Below are 17253 nucleotides of genomic sequence, written 5' to 3' on the forward strand. Positions count from 1 at the left end.
GCGGCGGTGTCACGGCTGACGGACGGCCCCCCTACGATGACCGTCATGAATTCTGGGGGGCCGGGGCTCCAAATCATCGACGAACGCTTCGAACTGGTCGAGCGGCTGGGCGGCGGCGGCATGGGACTGGTGTGGCGGGCGCGCGACACCCTCCTTGAGCGCGAGGTGGCGTTGAAGGAGGTCCGTCCGCCCGACCCGGCCGAGCTCGCGGGCGACCCGAGGGCGGCGGCGGTGCTGCGCGAGCGGGTCCTGCGGGAGGCCCGGTCGCTGGCCCGGCTCAACCACCCCAACGTGGCGACGATCCACCACATCGTCGACCGGCCCGAGTACCCGCACCCCTGGCTGGTCATGGAGCTGGTGACCGGCGGCTCCCTGCACGACCGCCTCGCGCAAGGCCCGATGGCCCCCCTGGAGGCGGCCCGGCTCGGCCGCGGCGTGCTGTCCGCGCTGAGCGCCGCCCACGCGGCCGGCATCCAGCACCGCGACGTGAAGCCCGGCAACGTCCTGCTGCGCCCGGACGGCACTCCGGTGCTCACCGACTTCGGCATCGCCGCCCTGTCGGAGGCACCGAGCCTGACCACCACCGGTGCCCTGATCGGCTCGCCCGAGTACATCGCCCCCGAGCGCGTCCGGGGCGAGGAGGGCAACCCGGCCTCGGACCTGTGGTCGCTCGGGATGATGCTGTACGTCGCGGTGGAGGGCTACCACCCGCTGCGGCGCGCCACCACCCTCGCCACGCTCGCCGCCCTGCTCGACGAGCCGGTGCCGGCGCCGGTGCGGTCCGGACCGCTGGGCCCGGTGCTCGCCGGCCTGCTGGTCCGGGACACGGCCGCGCGGCCCGACGCCTGGCTGCTCGACCGGCAGTTCGCCGAGGCGGAGGCCGCGGCAGCGGCGGAGGCGCAGGTGGGCGCCGTCGGCACCATACGCCTGTACCCGCCCGCCGGCACCGTCCCGCCGCAGGCCACTGGGCAGACCTTCGGGCCGCCGACCGGCCAGACCTTCGGACCGCCCACCGGCCATCCCACCGACCAGACCTACGGGCCGCCGCAGACCGTCGGCCGGCAGCCGAGCGACGCGCGACCCAAGGCCCGCTCCGTCAAGCTGCGGGCCGCGCTCCGCTCGGGCTCCGCACTCCTGATCTCGGCGGTGATGCTGACGGTCGGCTACGTCATCCAGCACTACGCGGCCCGCAACAGTGGCAGCGGCGCCGACACCACCACCCCTCCGGCGGCCTACCCCGGCCTGCTCACACCGGCCGGCGCCCGCGGCGTGATCCAGTCCATGGACCAGAAGTCGGGCGGCCGTTCCGTCCTGGAGTTCACGCTCCGGCAGGACTCCGGGGACGCCCTCGTCGCGACCACGGCGAACCCGACCCTCTACGACAGCCTCTCCTACCGCGACGGCAAGTCCACGCCGGGCATCCGGTCCGGCACCGTGGCCTTCGGCGAGAAGCCGCTGGACCTCCGGAGCGTCAACTGGGACGCCCTCCCGGGGCTCCTGCAGCGCGCCGACGCCGACCTCGGCGTCGCCCACCCGACCAGCCACTACATCACCCTGCACAACGCCGAGGGGATGGGCGACACCGAGCCGTCCCTCCTGGTGTACGTGGCGGACGCCTACGGAGGCGCCTACCTCAAGGCGGACTTCGACGGCACGGTCCTGAAGACGTATCCGCGCGCCACCAGTTGACGGGCCGTCAGATACGGGAGGGGTCGGTCCAGCGCTCCACGAACTTCCGCTGCCAGGGCGTCTCCACGGCGTGCCGGCTGTAGTGCTCCCGCACGTACCGGACCGCCTCCGCCGCCGGCACGCCGTCCAGCACGGCGATGCAGGCGAGGGCGGTGCCGGTGCGTCCGCGGCCGCCCGCGCAGGCGAGTTCGACCCGCTCGCCCGGGCAGCGCTTCCAGGCCTCCCGGAAGGCGTCGGCGGCGGCCGCGCGGTCCGACGGCAGCCGGAAGTCCGGCCAGCGCACCCAGCGGCTCTCCCAGGGGAGCGGCTTCGGCTCGCGCCCCAGCAGGTAGACGCCGAAGTCGGGTCGGGGGCCGGGCGGCAGCGGCTTGAGCACGCCGCGGCCGCGCAGCAGCCGCCCGGAGGGCAGTCGGAGCACGCCCGGGGCGTCCGGGTCCCAGCTGGTCAGGGGGCCTTCGGTCATGTCGCTGGTGTCGCCTTTCGGGGGTCGGCGGGTGGTGCCTTTCGAGGGGCCGCGGGTGTCGCCGTTCGGACGGCGGTCTCCGTTCAGACGTCGGCGTGGCCGACGAGTTCCAGGCAGCGCGCCCAGAGTTCGGCCCGGGCCCGCAGGTCGTAGGCCTGGCGGTGGGCGCGGGCTTCGCGCAGCCGGTCGTAGTAGCGGCCGGTGGTGCCGGCCAGCTCCGGGTCGGTGACCAGCCGGTGGGTGGCGGCGATGCCGTCCTCCAGGCTGTCGATGCTGTAGCCGATCTCCTGGAGCACCATCTTGGTGGGCATGTACGTCGAGGGGTGGAGGCTGTTGACGGTCACTTCGCCGGCCGGGACCCGGGCGGCGAGTTCCATCCCGCAGGCGATCTGGGCGAGCTTGCTGCGGCAGTACGCGCTGGTCCCGTCGTAGTCGCCGGTCAGCATGAGGTCGTCGAAGTCGATCTCCTCCTGCCCGGCGGAGGCGACGTTGACGATCCGGGCGGGCGCCGAGGCGCGCAGCAGCGGCAGCAGTTCGAGGCTGAGCAGGAAGCCGGCCAAGTGGTTGACGGCGAAGCGCAGTTCGTGGCCGTCGACGCTGATGCGGCGGGTCCGGCCGTCCGGTTCGCCGGCGCCGATGCCCGCGTTGTTGACCAGGACGTGGAGCCGGTCGGTGGTGGCCCGGACCTCGGCCGCGAGGGCGCGGACCTGGTCCAGCTCGGCGAGGTCGGCGCACAGGGTGGCGGGGCGGTCGACGCCGTGGGCGTCGGCGATCTCCCCGGCGGTGCGGTCGAGTTTGCCCCGGTCGCGGCCGTGCAGCAGCACGGTGGCGCCCTCGGCGGCCAGGCGGTGGGCGAGGGCGCGGCCGAGGCCGTCGGTGGAGCCGGTGACGAGGACGGTCCGCGTGGACGGTCGGGACGGCGTGGACGGTCTGGACGGGGTCAACGGGACTCCTGGCATCGGATGTCGGCGGGTGTCGGCGAATGCGTCGGCGAATGCGTCGACGGGTGTCCCGACGGGTGTGGCGGCGGCGGATCTTGATCAGGATGCCACGTGCAGCCGCGCGCCGCCGGGCATCCCGGCGCGGTGGGCGAGGGCGGCCGCCTCGCCGCGCGAGCCGACGCCCAACTTGGCCAGGATGTTGGCGACGTGGAACTTCACCGTGGACTCGCTGATGTGCAGCGCCGCGGCGATGTCCCGGTTGCGGCGGCCCTGGGCCAGCTGGTCGAGCACCTCCAGTTCGCGGGGCTGGAGCCCGTCCAGCGGATCGGTGACGGCGGCCGGCGAGGGCAGGCCGAGCGGCAGCTCGACCGTCACGGTGGTGCCCCAGTTGGGGACGGACTCGACCTGGTAGCGGCCGCCGAGCGCGGTGATCCGGTCGGCGGTGCGGTGCACGGCGAGGGCGTCGGCGGCGAGCAGGCCGAGGCCGTCGTCGCGCACCACGGTGCGCAGCGCGCCGTCCGCCGTGAACTGCCAACTCAGGTGCAGCCGCTCGGGCTTCTCCTGCTCCATCATCAGCATGACGGCGCACTGCACGGCGGCCCGGGCGGTGTGCGCGGTGTCCGCGGGGATGGACCGGGTGGTGTCGGACGGCGGCGCGAGGTCGAGCCGGACCCCGGTGTGCCGCAGCAGCGGGCGCAGTTCGCGGGCGAGCCGGGCGAAGGCGGCGTCGGCGGGCTCCTCGCTGAGCACCCGGTCCAGGTCGGCGGCCCGGCGCAGGTCGAGCAGGGCGGTGACGGCCAGGTCGGTGGCGGCCCGGCGGGCGGCGGCGTCGTCCAGGTCGGCCGAGCGCAGCGGGGCCAGGACGGCCGTCAGGGCGGCGCTGTGGGTGCCGGTGAACTCGGCGATGGTCCGGGCACGGGTGACGGCGGCGGTGCGGGAGATCATCGCCTGGGTGGGCGCGGCGTCGGTGGCGCGGTGCTCGGAGTGGGCGATCACCAGCTCGCACAGCTGCTGGAGCACGGCGAGCGCACCGGCGGGCACCGGCGCGGCGTCGCTGCGGACCAGGACCAGCAGCACCTCCTTGTCGTCGGCCGGCGCGGCGATCACCACCACCGGCCGGGTGCGGCCCGCCAGTTCGGCCTCGCCCTGCCAGGGCCGGCCGGTCGAGGTGGTCCCGGCGGCCCGCTCGGCGAGCCCGGACAGCTCCAGCCCGGTCAGGCTGGCGACCAGCTCCTGCGGGCCGTGGGCGTTGGCGGGGGAGTAGGTGCAGACGCCGCTGAGGTGGGCGATCGCCGTGTGCGGGACGAGCGTGCGGATCGCCTCGGACAGCCGCGGCACCACATCGGGCCGGGGCGCGCGCAGCACCTCGACGGCGCGGGCCAGCGCGTCCTCGGGGCGGCTCCAGTGCTCCTGCCAGGCCTCGGCCGGGTCGCCCACGCCCTGTGCGCCCTGCGCGCCCTGTGCGTGCCCCACGTCCTGCGCGCGCTGCGCGTTCTCCACGTCCATGCCGTCCACCCTAGTTCGGGGGCCGCCGTCCGCAGCCCCTCCCTTCGGCCAGGTCGAACTGTCCGAACGGCCGGCCGGGGAGGTGCGTCCCGCGCCGCAGGATGGATCCCGTCGGAGCGAACAACTCCCGGACGGCACAACGTCCGGACGAAGCGAGGATCTTCCATGACCAAGGCCATCGCCTTCCCCCAGTACGGCGGCGCGGACGTGCTGCGCCCGATCGAGCTCGAGCTGCCCGCCCCCGGGCCCGGCCAGGTGCGGGTCGCGGTCCGCGCCGTGGGCGTCAACCCGCTGGACCACAAGGTGCGCAGCGGCGCGATGGAGGGCTTCTTCCCCGTCACCTTCCCCGCCGTGCCCGGCTACGAGATCGCCGGGGTGGTGGAGGCGGTCGGCCCGGAGGTCACCGCCTTCGCCCCCGGTGACGAGGTGTTCGGCGCCCTGATGGGCGGCGGCTACGCCGAGCACGCGCTGCTCCACGCCGACCTGCTGACGGCCAAGCCGGCCACGCTGAGCTGGGAGGAGGCCGCGGCGATCCCGGTCGCCGCCGAGACCTCCGAGCGGGTCCTCGACCTCCTGGGCGTGCGGTCCGGCGAGACGCTGCTGGTGCACGGCGCGGCGGGCGCGGTCGGCACCCTGCTGCTCCAGTTCGCCCGGGCCCGCGGCATCACCGTGATCGGCACCGCGAGCGAGGCCAACCACGACTACCTGCGCGAACTCGGCGCCGTCCCGGTGACCTACGGCGAGGGCCTGGCCGACCGGGTGCGGGCGGTCGCGCCGGACGGGGTGGACCGGGTGCTGGACGCGGCCGGCAAGGGCGACGTGCTGCCGCTCTCCATCGAGCTGACCGGCAGCGCCGAGCGGGTGGTGACGATCGCCGACATCGCGGGCGCGCAGCAGCACGGCGTGCGCTTCTCGGGCGGTGCCGAGGACGGCCAGTCGTACCACGGGCGCGCCTTCGCGGCCGCCCTCGCCCTGCACGCGGCGGGCACCCTGCGGCTGCCGCTGCACCGGGTGCTCCCGCTGGCGGAGGCGGCGGAGGCGCAGCGGATCAGCGAGGCCGGGCACGTGCGGGGGAAGATCGTCCTCGCCGTCTGAACGGTGGTCGCGGTCCGTCCGGGGCCGTCCCTCCTCGTTGTGCGGAATCCGGGCCCCGCGCCGCCGCGCTCGGTAGAGTCCCGCCATGGTGACTTCGAACGCGGCGGGGCGGCTGGCCGGCCGTTCCTGCGTGGTGACCGGCGCGGCCAGCGGCATCGGCCGGGCCGTCGCGGAACGCTTCGTCCGGGAGGGCGCGTCGGTGGTCGCCACCGACCTCGACGCCGAGGGGCTGGGCCGGCTGGCCGAGCGGTTCCCGGCGGCCGTCAGCACGGTGGTCGGTGACGTGTCCGTCGACGCGGACGCCCGCCGGATGGTCGGGGCGGCCGTCGAACGGCACGGGCGGATCGACGTGCTGGTGGCCAACGCCGGGGTGATCCCGCTGATGGACATCACCGAGGCCGGCGCCGAGGACTGGGACCGGGTGATGGCCGTGGACGGCCGCGGCATGTTCCTCACCTGCAAGTACGCGATCGAGGCGATGCTCGCCCAGGAGCGGCCCGGCGGCTCGATCGTCTGCCTGTCCTCCATCTCCGGCGAGGCCGGCCAGCGCGGCCAGGCGGTGTACGGGCCCGCGAAGTTCGTCGCCTCCGGGCTGACCAAGCACCTCGCCGTCGAATGGGCGGACCGCGGCATCCGGGTCAACGCCGTCGCCCCCGGCACCATCGGCACCGAGCGGGTCGCCCGGCTGCGGGACGAGCCCGGCGGGACCGAGTACCTCGAGGCGATCGAGAAGCTCCACCCGATGGGCCGCCTCGGCGACCCGGCCGAGGTCGCCGCCGCCGTCCTCTTCCTCGCCTCCGACGAGGCCTCCTTCATCACCGGGGCCGTCCTGCCGGTCGACGGGGGGTACCTGGCGCAGTAGCGCCGGGGAGGGCGTCCGCCCGTCGGGCGGTCGGACGGACGGTCAGTGGGTCTCGGAGTCCAGTCAGATCTCCGCGACCGCCGTTCCGACGTCACGGACCCAGACGGGGAAGGGCGGTATCCCAGCCCGTCCCGTGGCGATCCGGAGGGCCGGCGGATGGGCGGTCGGGAGGGCCGGCGGGCGGGAAAACCGGTGGCGCCCGCCCGGGCACCGTGTTGGAGTGGTCGGATGGATCGTGATCACGTGCTCGCCCTGTTCGACCAGCGGATCCGGCGCGACGCGCAGCCGGACGGCCCCGGCGTCCGCGTCGAGCGCGACGGTGCCGTGGTGCGCCAAGTGGGCGGCGAGCACGCCTGGAACGGCGTCGTCTGGTCCGGCCTGGACGAGGCCGGGGCGGACGCCGAGATCGCCGCGCAGGTGGCCCACTTCTCCGGGCTGGGCCTGGAGTTCGAGTGGAAGACCTACGCCCACGACCGGCCCGCCGACCTCGGCCGCCGGCTGCACGCCGCCGGGTTCACCGCCGAACCGGACGAGGCGCTGATGATCGCCCGGATCGCGGAACTGCCCACCGACGCGGCGCCGCCCGAGGGCGTCCGGCTGGAGCCGGTGACCGACGAGGCCGGGGTGGACCTCATGATGGCGGCCGACGAGCTGGCCTTCGAGCGCGAGAACCCCGCTCTGCGCGGGCGCCTGCTCAACGCCCTCCGGCACGACACGGAGACGATCCTCATGGTCGTCGCGCTGGCCGGCGACCAGCCGGTGAGCGGCGCCCGGATGGAGCTGATCCCGGGCACCGGCTTCGCCGGCCTGTGGGGCGGCGGCACCGTCCCCGGCTGGCGCGGCCGGGGCATCTACCGCTCCCTGGTCGCCCACCGCGCCCGCATCGCCGCCGAACTCGGCTACGAGTACCTCCAGGTCGACGCGAGCGACCAGAGCTGCCCCATCCTGGAGCGGCTCGGCTTCGCGCGGCTCAGCACCACCACGCCGTACCTGTACCAGCCGTAGGGCCCTTCGGCCGGGGCCGGGGATCCTCACCCGGCGGGCGAGAACCGCCCCGGCACCGGCTCCCCCGGCTCACCCGAGAACACCACCTCGCCCCGGTGCAGCACGTGCACCACGGCCGCCCCCGCGAGCGAACGCGGCAGCGACTGCGCGGCCAGCACCACCGTACGGCCCCCGACCGCACCGGCCAGCAGCACGGCGTGCAACCGCGCCGCCACCGCCGGAGCCAGCCCGCGCTCCGGCTCGTCGAGCAGCAGCAAGGCGGGCCGGGCCGCCAACGCCCGCCCCACCGCCACCAGTTGCTGCTGACCGCCGGACAGTGTGCCCGCCCGGCGGGGCAGCAGCGCGGACAGCTCGGGGAACGCCGCCAGCACCTCCGCCCGCCCGGCACCGCCCAGCTCCAGGTGCTCGGCCACGGTGAGCGAACCGAACACCCCGCGCTCGGCGGGCACCAGCCCGAGCCCCATCCGCACCCGCCGGTGCACGGACAGCCCGGTGACGTCCCGCCCCCGCCAGGTGACCCGCCCCCCGGACAGCGGCACCACCCCCGCCAGGGCGTGCAGCGCACTGGTGCGCCCCGAACCGTTGCGGCCCAACAGGACGGTGACGGCGGCGGCGGGAAAGGCGAGGTCCACGCCGTGCAACGCCTCCAACGGGCCGTACCGAACCCGGGCGGCGCGCAGGGCGGCGGCTACGGGCATGCGGTCACCTCCGGATCGGCCAAGTGGGCCTCTCTGCACGTAACTTCGGCGCTCACGGCCGACCACCCCAGGCCTCGGCGACCTGGGCGTCCGCCAGCACCGCCGCCGTCGGACCGGCCGCCACCACCCGGCCCTGCGCCATCGCGTAGACGGAGTCCGCGAGTTCGGCCACCAACTCGGCATCGTGCTCGACCAGCAGCAGCGCCATCCCGCGCTCCGCGAGGCCGCGCAGGACGGCCACCAGACGGCCCGTCTGGGCGGCGTCCAGCCCCGCCGCCGGCTCGTCCAACAACAGCACCCGGGGCCCGCCCGCCAAAGCCCGCGCCAACTCCACCAACCGCAGCACCCCGGTGGGCTGCACCCCCGCCGGCTCGTCCGCGAGACCCGACAACCCGAGCAGCCCCAACGCCCGCTCCGTCCGCTCCACCACCGCCCGGGCCTCCACCCGGCCCCGCCGCTGCTCCGCCCCCACCCGGACGTTGTCGGCCACCGAGAGGGTGGGGAAGACGGCGATCTGCTGGAACGTCCGCGCCAACCCGAGCCGCACCCGCCGGTGCGCGGCCAGCCCGGTCACATCCCGCCCACCCAGCAACACCCGCCCGGCATCCGGCCGGACCGTCCCCGCCAGACAGTCGAACAAGGTGCTCTTCCCCGCCCCGTTCGGCCCGATCAACGCCGTGATCCGCCCACCCGGAGCCACCAGATCCACCCCACCCACCGCCTCGATCCCCCCATACCGCCGCACCACCCCCCGCACCGTCAACCGCGCCGCACTCACGACGCCCCACCACGGCCCGCCGTGGTCGACGCCCGGGCGGTGCAGTGGAGTCGGCCCATCGACCGCTCCCCGGGGCCCGCCGCACCCCGGGCGCCTTCGGCCCGGGGCGCGGCCGGGGTGGTGGGCGCCGCCTCGGACGGTGCGGGGGAGTCGGTGCGCTCACCGGCCGTGGGCGTGAGGCGCGCGACGTTCCGTCGGCGCGGGGGAATCGGCCCACTGTCCGCCCGTGCCCTTGTCGTCGGGTGGGGCATGGGGATCGTCTCAACTCGCTTTCTTTCGGGTGGAGTTCTGGCCGCCGCTGCTCCGTGCCGGGTGCGGGTCTGCTCGGGGTTCATCGGCGGCGCTCCAGGGCGGCCCGTAGGCGTTGGCCGGTCGGGCTGAGGTGGCCTGGGGGCAGGGGTGGGAGTGCCCGGGTGCGGGCTCGGTGGCGGGTGGGGAGGGCGGCGAGGCCGCCGGGGAGGCGGCCGATGGTGGCGGCGAGGGTGCCGACCGCGACGGCGGAGACGCCGGTGACGGTGCCCGCGTCGAGGCCGATCAGCAGGGCTGCGGCGAGGACGGCGACGAGGGCGCTGTCGGCGCCCGCGACGACCACGGCGGCGAACCAGAGCAGGCCGCGGACGGGGTCGAAGGAGGCCGCGTCGAAGGCGCGGCCCGCGAGGCCCATCAGGCCGCCGCCGAGGGCGGCGAGTGCGGCGCCGGCCACGAAGGCGAGGAGTTTGAGGCCCGGTACGTCGACGCCTGCGGCGACCGCCCCGGCCTCGTGGTCGCGCATGGCGGTGAGGGCGCGGCCGAGGCGGCCGCGGTGGAGGGCGCGGACGGCGAGCAGGCCGAGGCCGAGGAGGAGGAGTTCGGCGAGGTAGAAGGCGCGGTCGCCGGTGAGGTAGGAGGGGCGGTCGAGGGTGAGCCCGGTGGTGGCGTAGGGCTGCTGGAAGACGAAGCGGCTCATTGCCGTGCCGACGGCGAAGGTGACGAGGGCGAGCGCGAGTCCGCGGCGGCGGATCGCGGGCCAGCCGGTGAGCAGGCCGAGCGGGGCGGTGGCGAGGACGGCGAGGAGCAGGGCGGGGGCGGCGGGCAGCGCGGGCAGGCCGGGGACGCGACCGCTCATCAGCAGGGCGGTGCCGAGCGCGCCGAGGCCCGCGTAGCCGGCTTGGCCGAGGGAGATCTGCCCGCCGTAGCCGGTGACGACGACGATGGACAGCAGCACCAGGGCGAGGGCGGGAACGAGCAGGGCGCTGCGCAGGTCGTTGCCCCGGAAGCCGAACGGCAGCAGGAGCAGCACCAGGCAGACGGCTCCGGCCAGCCGACCCCCGCCGGAGCCGCCGGAGCCGCCGGAGCCCCCGCCGGCCCGGCGGGGCAGGACGGCGAGCGGTGCGGTGGTGCCCGCCTCCCCGGTGATGCCGGGCCCGGCGAGCAGGGCCGTGCCGAGCAGCGCGATCACGAACAGGTTGGACTGCACGGCCTCGACCAGCGGCAGGAGTTGCCCGGTCGGGCGGAGCCGGGTGAGTTCGGACTGGGCGATGCCGAGGCCGAGTCCGGTGGCGACGGCGACGGGGATGCTGCGCAGCCGGGCGGCGACGGCGACGGCCATGGTCTCCATGACCAGCAGCGGCAGCCCGTACGGGTCGAGCAGCAGGTAGGGCGCGAGGGCGATGCCGACGAGTCCGGCCGTGAAGGTGCCGAAGGCCCAGCCGATGGCGGAGACCCGGTCGGAGTCGACGCCGGTGAGGGCGGCGAGCCGGCGGTCGTCGACGACCGCGCGCAGGTGGAGGCCGAGGCGGGTCCAGCGGGTGGTGGCGGCGACGGCGAGGCCAAGGACGAGGATGGCGGCGAGTTGGGCGACGGTGTCGGGGCGCAGGGTGTGTCCGCCGGGCAGCCGGATCGGGGCGCCGCCGAACGGGCTGGGGGCGCCGGCCAGCGGGGCCGGGCCCCACAGCAGGACGGCGACGCCGATGAGCAGCACGAACACGCCGAGCCCGGCGACCATGGTCTCGGCAGGTCCGGCGCCGCGCCGTTGCAGCGGGCGGTGGACGAGGACGTCGAGGAGCACGCCGAGCGCGGGGGCGACCACCAGCAGGCAGCAGGCGACGGCGGGCCAGACCGGCCAGTGCCGGACGACCACGAGGTCGCGCAGCAGGTAGGCGACGGCCATGGCCTGGGCGCCCTGGGCGATGTTGAGCACGCCGGTGGCGCGGTGGCAGACGACGAGTCCGATGCCGCTGAGGGCGGCGGCGCTGCCGACGGTGAGTCCGGCGAGGGCGAGGTCGAGGGTGAGGCCGAGCGAGTCGGGCGCGGTGAGCAGTACGGTCATCGGTTCAGCCGCTCGGCGGGGCGGCTTCGCCCGGACGGGTGGGCGCGGCGGGCTCGGTGGGAGCGGTGGGCGCGCCGGGAGCGCCGGGGGCGTCCGGCGAGCAGAGCGGGCAGGGCGTCAGCCCCCGTTCCCGTACGGCGGCCGCGTCCACCGGTGCGGCCCGGGCCTTGCCGGTGACCAGCGGGCAGTCGGGCCGGTGGTAGCGGGTGCCCTCGGGGACGGCGAGCGGGCCCGGCCGGTCCGCCGGGGTCGGGTCGGGTGCGGGCCCCGGCTCCGTCCCGGGCTCCACCAGCAGGTTGTACAGCCGCTCGACCCGCCGGTCGGTCAGTTCCCCGCGCGGGGGCTGCGGCCGCAGCGCGACCAGTACGGCGCCGGCCACGATCAGGGCCGCGCCGGGGACGGTGGACGAGGCCAGATAGGGGACCTGCTGTTCGACGAAGCGCTCGCCGGAGACCCCGTACCAGCCGAGCACGCACAGCACGGCCCCGACCGCGACGAGCAGCCACCCGGCCCAGTCGCGCCCGCCCCGGGCGGTCCGCAGCAGCCGGGCACCGCGCCGGACGGGGGAAACCCTCGGGGCGTTACGGGTGATTTCTCCGTCGGATTGCGATTCGTCCATGGATCCGCCTTCATGGTGTCACTTGAGACGTTTCCAGGATCGGCCTGGAACAGCATCCGGGGCACCGCACGGGGGCACCGCGACCGGCCCGGGCGGCGCAGTCGAGAGGGAACACCATGCGCGTGACGCGAAGCGGCACCCACGGGGGCGGCAGCCCCCTCCTGCGGACGGCGAGCGGGCTGCTCGCCCTGCTGCTGGCGGGCACGGCGGCCGGGTGCAGTAGCGGCAAGTCCGGTTCCTCGGCCTCCTCGCCGGCCGTAACCGCGAGCGCCAGTGTTACGGAAGGCGCCACCGCGAGCGCCGGTGCCACCGCGAGCGCCACCGGCACCGCCCCCGCCGACCCGGCCGCCGCCACGGCGGAGATCACCGCCAACTGGGAGAAGTTCTTCGACCCGGCCACCCCGATCGCCGACAAGGCCAAGCTGCTCCAGGGCGGTGACGCGCTGCTCCCGGTGCTCCAGGGCTTCTCGCAGGACCCGCGGGTGGGCCAGGTGCAGGCGAAGGTGAACGGCGTCGCGTTCACCGACGCCGCCGACGCGACCGTGACCTACGCGCTCTCCCTCCAGAGCACCGTGGTCGAGCCGAGCGCGAGCGGCCAGGCCGTCCTCGACAACGGCACCTGGAAGGTCTCCCGCTCGACCCTGTGCGGGCTGCTCACCCAGGCCGGCGGCGCGAGCGGCACCCCGGTCCCCGGATGCAGCTGACCGCACCGCCGCGCGGCCGGGCCGCCGACGCACCCCCGCGTCGGCGGCCCGGCCGTGTGCGGATGCTGATGTCCGTCCTGGCCCTGCTGCTCCCGCTGCTCGCCGGCTGCGGCACCCGGCTGCCGGACGGTGCCTTCGCCGCCCGCGCCACGCCCACCCCGGGAGCGGGCTCCCCGGGGGCCGGCTCCCCGGCCTCCGACACCGGGGTGTCCGCCACCGAGATCCGGATCGGCATCGTCACCTCCCTCACCAGCCCGGTCGGCAGCGAGGTGTTCAGCGGCCCCCGGTACGGCGCCCAGGCGTTCTTCCAGGCCCTCAACGACCGCGGCGGCCTGCACGGGCGCACCGTCCGGCTGGTGACCTGTGACGACGGCGGCAGCGGCATCGGCAACCAGGACTGCGTGCACCGGCTGATCGACCAGGCGCACGTCCTCGCCTTCGTCAGCGGCAGCGTGCTGGACTACGCGGGCGCGCCGTACGTGAGCGGCAAGGGGGTGCCGGACGTCGGCGGCCAGCCGATCGGCACCGCGTACGACCGCTGGCCGCACCTGTACGGGATCTACGGCAGCGCGGCCCCGCGCGACGGCCGGGCGGTCGGCTGGAACGGCACGCTCTACCAGAGCACCGAGGTGTTCCGTTTCTTCAAGCAGCGCCTGGGCGCCGGCAGCGCCGCCGTGGTCGCCTACAACCAGGCGGACTCAGCCCGCTACGCCGGACAGCTCAAGGCCGGGCTGGAGGCGGAGGGCTACCGCGTGCTGCTCCAGACGGTGGACTTCGCGCTGCCGAACTTCCAGGCGGTGGCCGCGGCCGTGCACGCCGACGGCTCCCAGCTGCTCTTCGACGCGATGGACTCGCGCGGCAACGCGGCGCTCTGCCGGGCGCTGGACGAGGCCGGGGCGGCGGTCGCGGCGAAGGTGACCACCGTGCAGAACTGGTCGGAGTCGGTGCGCACCGACTACGCCTCCTCGCCGAACTGCCGCAACGCGCTCTGGGCGACGTCGTCCAGCCTGAACTACGAGGACGAGCAGTACCCGGCCGTGCACGACTTCCGCACCGCGATGGCCCGCTACTACCCGGACCGCGCCGGGCAGCTGTCCGCCTGGGAGCTGGAGGGCTGGGCGGGCGCCCAGTGGCTCACCGACGCGCTGGACTCCTGCGGGGCCGCGCCGGCCCGGGCCTGCGTCGAGGCCTTCCTGAACCGCGCCGAGCCCTACGACGCGCACGGGCTGATCCTGCCCGCCTCCTTCGTGCCGCGGCCGCCGCCGAGCGGGCCGACCCGGGCCTGCCTGAACGTCGCCCGCTGGCAGGACTCCGCCGGGGGCGGGCGGGGCGGCTGGGTCACCCAGGTGCCGGCCATGACCACCGACTGCTTCGAGGTGCCGCAGCTGCCGTACCGGCCCTGACCGTCCGCCCACGCCCCCCCGCCGTCAGGGGAGCCGCTCGACCATCACCATCGCCGCGTCGTCGTCCAGCCGGCGGCCCACGTGGGCGAGCAGGTCGCGGCGCAGGCGGCTCAGCAGGACGTTGGGGCGCTCGGCCTGCCAGGCGGTGACCCGCTCGGTCAGCGGGTAGAAGCGGCGCTGGGCGTCCCGGGCCTCGATCACCCCGTCGGTGTAGATCAGCAGCCGGTCGCCGGGGTGGAACGGGAAGGTCTGCACCTCGTACGAGACCGGGGCGAGCTCGCCGAGGCCGAGCGGCGGTGCGGGGTTGCGGGTGGTGAGCGTGGTGACGCCGTCCGGGCGCAGCAGCAGCGGGGGCGGGTGGCCGCAGTCGATCAGGTGGACGTGGGTGCCGTCGTCGGGGATGTCGATCAGGACGGCGGTGATGAAGGACTCGCCGCCCTCGTCCGGCTCCTCCTCGTCCGGGTGCTGGTACTGGTGCTGGTGCCGGGAGCGTTCGGCCCGCCGGGCTTCGGCCAGCTGGGCGAGGTCCCAGCAGACGCTGCCGTCCAGGTACTCGGCCAGGCCCGGCAGGTCGGCGTGCAGGTGGGCGGCGGCGCGGAAGGCGCCGAGCAGCAGGGCCGCGTCGCCGAGCGAGGACAGCCCCTTGCCCCGGACGTCGCCGACCAGCAGCCGGGTGCCGTCGGTGGTCCGGGCGGCCGCGTACAGGTCGCCGCCGACCTGTGCCTCGGCCTCGGCGGCCAGGTAGAAGGAGGCCAGGTGGAGCGGCCCGATCCGGTCCGGCAGCGGGCGCAGCAGCACCCGCTGGGCGGCCTCGGAGACCGAGCGCACCCGGGCCAGTTCGCGTTCGTGCCGGTCGCGCAGCACCCGCAGGCCGACGATCAGCGCCGAGACGACCACCTGGGCGCTCAGCTGGGTCTCGATGTTGGCGCTGGTCAGGCCGTCCCGGACGGCGCCGATGACGGTGAGCGCGGCGAGGGCCAGCAGGGCGACCCCGGCGGTGGCCCGGGGGCCGGCGATGGAGGCGGTGAGGGCCGGGGCGACGATCAGCAGCGGACCGAGGTGGATCTCCGGCGGGGAGAGGACGTCGACGACGGTGATCACGACGATCAGTGCGAGCGGCAGCGCCGTCATCACTCGGCGGTCGGGCCGCCAGGAGCGGCGGCGGGCGCGGGGACGCGGGTCATCGGGACGCTGCCGGAGGGGCACCTCTCCTCTGTACACCGTGGGGGCGGTGGGGCGCACCCCGGGGCGGGGGCGGGCGGGTACGGGTGGGGGTGCGGGTGCGGGTGCCGGTGCAGGTACGGGCGGGGGTTGCGGGCGCGGGTGCCGGTGCGGGTACGGGCGGGGGTGCGGGCCGGGGTTCCGGCCTGGGTCAGCCCTCTTCGCCGTAGCGGGCCAGGTACGCGGCGAAGCGGGCCACGTCCTCGTCCGACCAGTCGGTGAAGCGGGCGGTGAAGGACATCCGGCGCTGCTCGTTGGCGTCCCGGAGCAGGGTGAGTCCGGCCTCGGTGGCGCGCAGGATCTGGCCGCGCTGGTCGTCCGGGTCGGTCTCGCGGCGCAGCAGGCCGAGCTTCTCCAGGGCGGTGACCTGGCGGCTGACGGTGGACTTGTCGAGCATGAAGTGCGCGGCCACGTCGGCGGCCCGGCAGCCGCCGCGCTCGGTGATCAGGTCGAGGATGCTGTACGTGACCAGGGAGAGGTCGGGGTGCAGCTGGGAGGCCTTGTGCCGGGCACGGCGGGCGAAGGCGGTCAGCTCGCGCTGGATGGTGTCGATGGACGACTCGCGGCCGGGCACGGCGTACCTACCTCCTCGGGATTTGTTGCACTATACAACGGATTCACCCCGGGGTCGGGCGCGTCCCCGCCGTCGGCCCACCGGCCGCCGGGCCCGCCGCCAGGCCCCGCCCGGCCTGCCAGGCGCGGGCGGCCGCGATCCGGCGGGTCGCACTCGGGTGAGTGGCGAACAGTAGCTCAAGCAGCCGCGGCGGGTCGACATCCGAGACGTTCACCACCGCCAGTCTGCGCTGCATCGCCACGAACTGCTCGGCGTCCCCGGTCAGTTCGAGTGCGTGCCGGTCCGCCCTGGCCTCGATCCGGCGGCTCACCGCACACTGCGCCGGCCCCGACAGGGCGCCGAGCAGCGCCGCCACCGCGGCCAGCAGCGGCAGCGCCCGGGGGTCGGCCGCGTCGTCCGCCCCGGCGGCCGCCAACAGCGGGTGCCAGTCCGCCAGCAGGCCCAGCACCGCCACCGCCACGGCGGCACCCACCGCCCCGAGCGCCGTGCCGAGCGGCACGTCCCGGTGCTTGACGTGCCCCAGCTCGTGCGCCACCACCAGCTCCACCTCGCGCGGCTCGGCGGCCGACAGCAGGGTGTCGTACGCGACGATCCGGCGGGTCGCGCCGAACCCCGAGACGTACGCGTTCAGCGCGGTGGTCCGCCGGGAGGCGTCCGCCACCAGGACGTCCGCCACCCGTACGCCGTCCCGCTCGGCCAGCGCCAGCAGCGCCGTCCGCAGCTCGCCCGGCGGCATCGGGGCGAAGCGGTTGAACACCGGCTCGATCAGCAGCGGGTGGAGGAAGGACAGCGCCACCGTCAGCAGCGCCGCCGCCCCCGCCGCCGGGAGCCACCAGTGCCGCGGCGACCACGCGGTCAGCGCGAACAGGCCGAGCACCAGCGGCAGGACCAGCAGCAGGGTCAACCCGAACGAGCGCACGGCGTCCAGCGCCCAGCCCGCCCAGCCCTGGGTCACCAGTCCGAACCGGGCCCGGACGGTGCGTGCCCCCGCGCCGAAGGGCAGCTGCAGCGCCTGGCCCAGCACCACCAGGGCCGCCGCGCCGGCCAGCACCCCGGCCGTCCGGGAGCCGCCGAACCAGTGGCCGGTGGCGGTCACCAGCGCGGCACCGGCCGGGGTCAGGCCCAGCACCAGGGTCAGTGCCAGGCCCGCCAGTCGGCCGCCGAGCGCCCACGGCAGCTGGGCGCGGCGCAGCGCGCGGCCGCGGGCGCGCTCGGCGGGGGTGAAGTCGGGGGCGGGGGTGTGGGCGGGGGCGGGGGTCGGGTCGGGCTGGTTCATCGGCAGGGTGGCTCCGGCGAGGGCGGGGTGAAGGGTGAAGAGGGGCGGGTCCAGCATGGACCACTGCAGACGGCCGGTGCTCGTGCTGGACCCGAGACGGCCGGTGCCCGT

Annotated in this window: 16 protein-coding genes; 6 read left to right on the forward strand and 10 right to left on the reverse strand. The window is 75.8% G+C overall.

The window, feature by feature from the left end:
- Nucleotides 1–45: 45 nt before the first annotated feature.
- Nucleotides 46–1689 (forward strand): serine/threonine-protein kinase, encoded by a 1644-nt coding sequence (locus ACFVXG_RS04230; RefSeq protein ID WP_387924153.1) that lies wholly within the window; start codon nucleotides 46–48, stop codon nucleotides 1687–1689.
- Nucleotides 1690–1696: 7 nt separating this feature from the next.
- Here ACFVXG_RS04230 and ACFVXG_RS04235 read toward each other — a convergent pair whose 3' ends face one another.
- The 3 genes from ACFVXG_RS04235 to ACFVXG_RS04245 all read right to left on the reverse strand — a co-directional run bounded on the left by ACFVXG_RS04235 (nucleotide 1697) and on the right by ACFVXG_RS04245 (nucleotide 4599).
- The gene (locus ACFVXG_RS04235; protein ID WP_387924155.1) at nucleotides 1697–2152 is read right to left on the reverse strand and encodes a protein phosphatase; all 456 of its coding nucleotides are present in this window, start codon (nucleotides 2150–2152) and stop codon (nucleotides 1697–1699) included.
- A gap of 83 nt (nucleotides 2153–2235) precedes the next feature.
- On the reverse strand, nucleotides 2236–3096 hold the full coding sequence (locus ACFVXG_RS04240) for an SDR family NAD(P)-dependent oxidoreductase (protein ID WP_387924157.1): 861 nt from the start codon (nucleotides 3094–3096) through the stop codon (nucleotides 2236–2238).
- A 96-nt stretch (nucleotides 3097–3192) separates the two neighbouring features.
- Nucleotides 3193–4599: a LuxR C-terminal-related transcriptional regulator gene (locus tag ACFVXG_RS04245; RefSeq protein WP_387924159.1), complete on the reverse strand. Its 1407-nt coding sequence runs from the start codon at nucleotides 4597–4599 to the stop codon at nucleotides 3193–3195.
- Nucleotides 4600–4764: 165 nt separating this feature from the next.
- On the opposite strand from ACFVXG_RS04245, the gene ACFVXG_RS04250 reads away from it, so the two are divergent.
- The 3 genes from ACFVXG_RS04250 to ACFVXG_RS04260 all read left to right on the forward strand — a co-directional run bounded on the left by ACFVXG_RS04250 (nucleotide 4765) and on the right by ACFVXG_RS04260 (nucleotide 7561).
- Nucleotides 4765–5694 carry an NADP-dependent oxidoreductase gene (locus ACFVXG_RS04250; protein ID WP_387924161.1) on the forward strand — a complete coding sequence of 310 codons (930 nt, stop codon included), beginning with the start codon at nucleotides 4765–4767 and terminating at the stop codon, nucleotides 5692–5694.
- Between the two features lie 85 nt (nucleotides 5695–5779).
- The gene (locus tag ACFVXG_RS04255; RefSeq protein ID WP_387924163.1) at nucleotides 5780–6556 is read left to right on the forward strand and encodes an SDR family NAD(P)-dependent oxidoreductase; all 777 of its coding nucleotides are present in this window, start codon (nucleotides 5780–5782) and stop codon (nucleotides 6554–6556) included.
- Between the two features lie 228 nt (nucleotides 6557–6784).
- Nucleotides 6785–7561, forward strand: a complete 777-nt coding sequence (locus ACFVXG_RS04260) for a GNAT family N-acetyltransferase (protein ID WP_387924165.1) — start codon at nucleotides 6785–6787, stop codon at nucleotides 7559–7561.
- Between the two features lie 26 nt (nucleotides 7562–7587).
- Here ACFVXG_RS04260 and ACFVXG_RS04265 read toward each other — a convergent pair whose 3' ends face one another.
- The 4 genes from ACFVXG_RS04265 to ACFVXG_RS04280 form a co-directional block, all read right to left on the reverse strand.
- Entirely contained in the window at nucleotides 7588–8259 is a 672-nt protein-coding gene (locus ACFVXG_RS04265; RefSeq protein ID WP_387924167.1) for an ATP-binding cassette domain-containing protein, read from the reverse strand.
- A gap of 52 nt (nucleotides 8260–8311) precedes the next feature.
- Nucleotides 8312–9037, reverse strand: a complete 726-nt coding sequence (locus ACFVXG_RS04270; RefSeq protein ID WP_387924169.1) for an ABC transporter ATP-binding protein — start codon at nucleotides 9035–9037, stop codon at nucleotides 8312–8314.
- 331 nt (nucleotides 9038–9368) lie between these two features.
- Nucleotides 9369–11345, reverse strand: a complete 1977-nt coding sequence (locus tag ACFVXG_RS04275) for an ABC transporter permease (RefSeq protein WP_387924171.1) — start codon at nucleotides 11343–11345, stop codon at nucleotides 9369–9371.
- 4 nt (nucleotides 11346–11349) lie between these two features.
- The gene (locus ACFVXG_RS04280) at nucleotides 11350–11964 is read right to left on the reverse strand and encodes a hypothetical protein (RefSeq protein ID WP_387924172.1); all 615 of its coding nucleotides are present in this window, start codon (nucleotides 11962–11964) and stop codon (nucleotides 11350–11352) included.
- A 116-nt stretch (nucleotides 11965–12080) separates the two neighbouring features.
- Here ACFVXG_RS04280 and ACFVXG_RS04285 point away from each other — a divergent pair, with 116 nt between their 5' ends.
- Together ACFVXG_RS04285 and ACFVXG_RS04290 are read left to right on the forward strand one after the other, a co-directional pair.
- Nucleotides 12081–12668 (forward strand): hypothetical protein, encoded by a 588-nt coding sequence (locus ACFVXG_RS04285; RefSeq protein WP_387924173.1) that lies wholly within the window; start codon nucleotides 12081–12083, stop codon nucleotides 12666–12668.
- On the forward strand, nucleotides 12659–14071 hold the full coding sequence (locus ACFVXG_RS04290) for an ABC transporter substrate-binding protein (protein WP_387924175.1): 1413 nt from the start codon (nucleotides 12659–12661) through the stop codon (nucleotides 14069–14071). The genes ACFVXG_RS04285 and ACFVXG_RS04290 overlap by 10 nt, the downstream gene beginning before the upstream one ends.
- Nucleotides 14072–14095: 24 nt before the next feature.
- On the opposite strand, the gene ACFVXG_RS04295 is transcribed toward ACFVXG_RS04290, so the two are convergent.
- The 3 genes from ACFVXG_RS04295 to ACFVXG_RS04305 form a co-directional block, all read right to left on the reverse strand.
- Nucleotides 14096–15202 (reverse strand): PP2C family protein-serine/threonine phosphatase, encoded by a 1107-nt coding sequence (locus tag ACFVXG_RS04295; RefSeq protein WP_387924177.1) that lies wholly within the window; start codon nucleotides 15200–15202, stop codon nucleotides 14096–14098.
- A 241-nt stretch (nucleotides 15203–15443) separates the two neighbouring features.
- A complete protein-coding gene (locus ACFVXG_RS04300) occupies nucleotides 15444–15866 on the reverse strand; it encodes a MarR family winged helix-turn-helix transcriptional regulator (RefSeq protein WP_387924178.1) in 423 nt (140 codons plus the stop codon).
- Nucleotides 15867–15909: 43 nt separating this feature from the next.
- Nucleotides 15910–17199, reverse strand: a complete 1290-nt coding sequence (locus ACFVXG_RS04305; protein WP_387924180.1) for a M48 family metalloprotease — start codon at nucleotides 17197–17199, stop codon at nucleotides 15910–15912.
- Between the last annotated feature and the right edge of the window lie 54 nt (nucleotides 17200–17253).

The sequence above is a fragment of the Kitasatospora sp. NPDC058162 genome (genome assembly GCF_042884005.1).
Taxonomy (GTDB): Bacteria; Actinomycetota; Actinomycetes; order Streptomycetales; family Streptomycetaceae; genus Kitasatospora.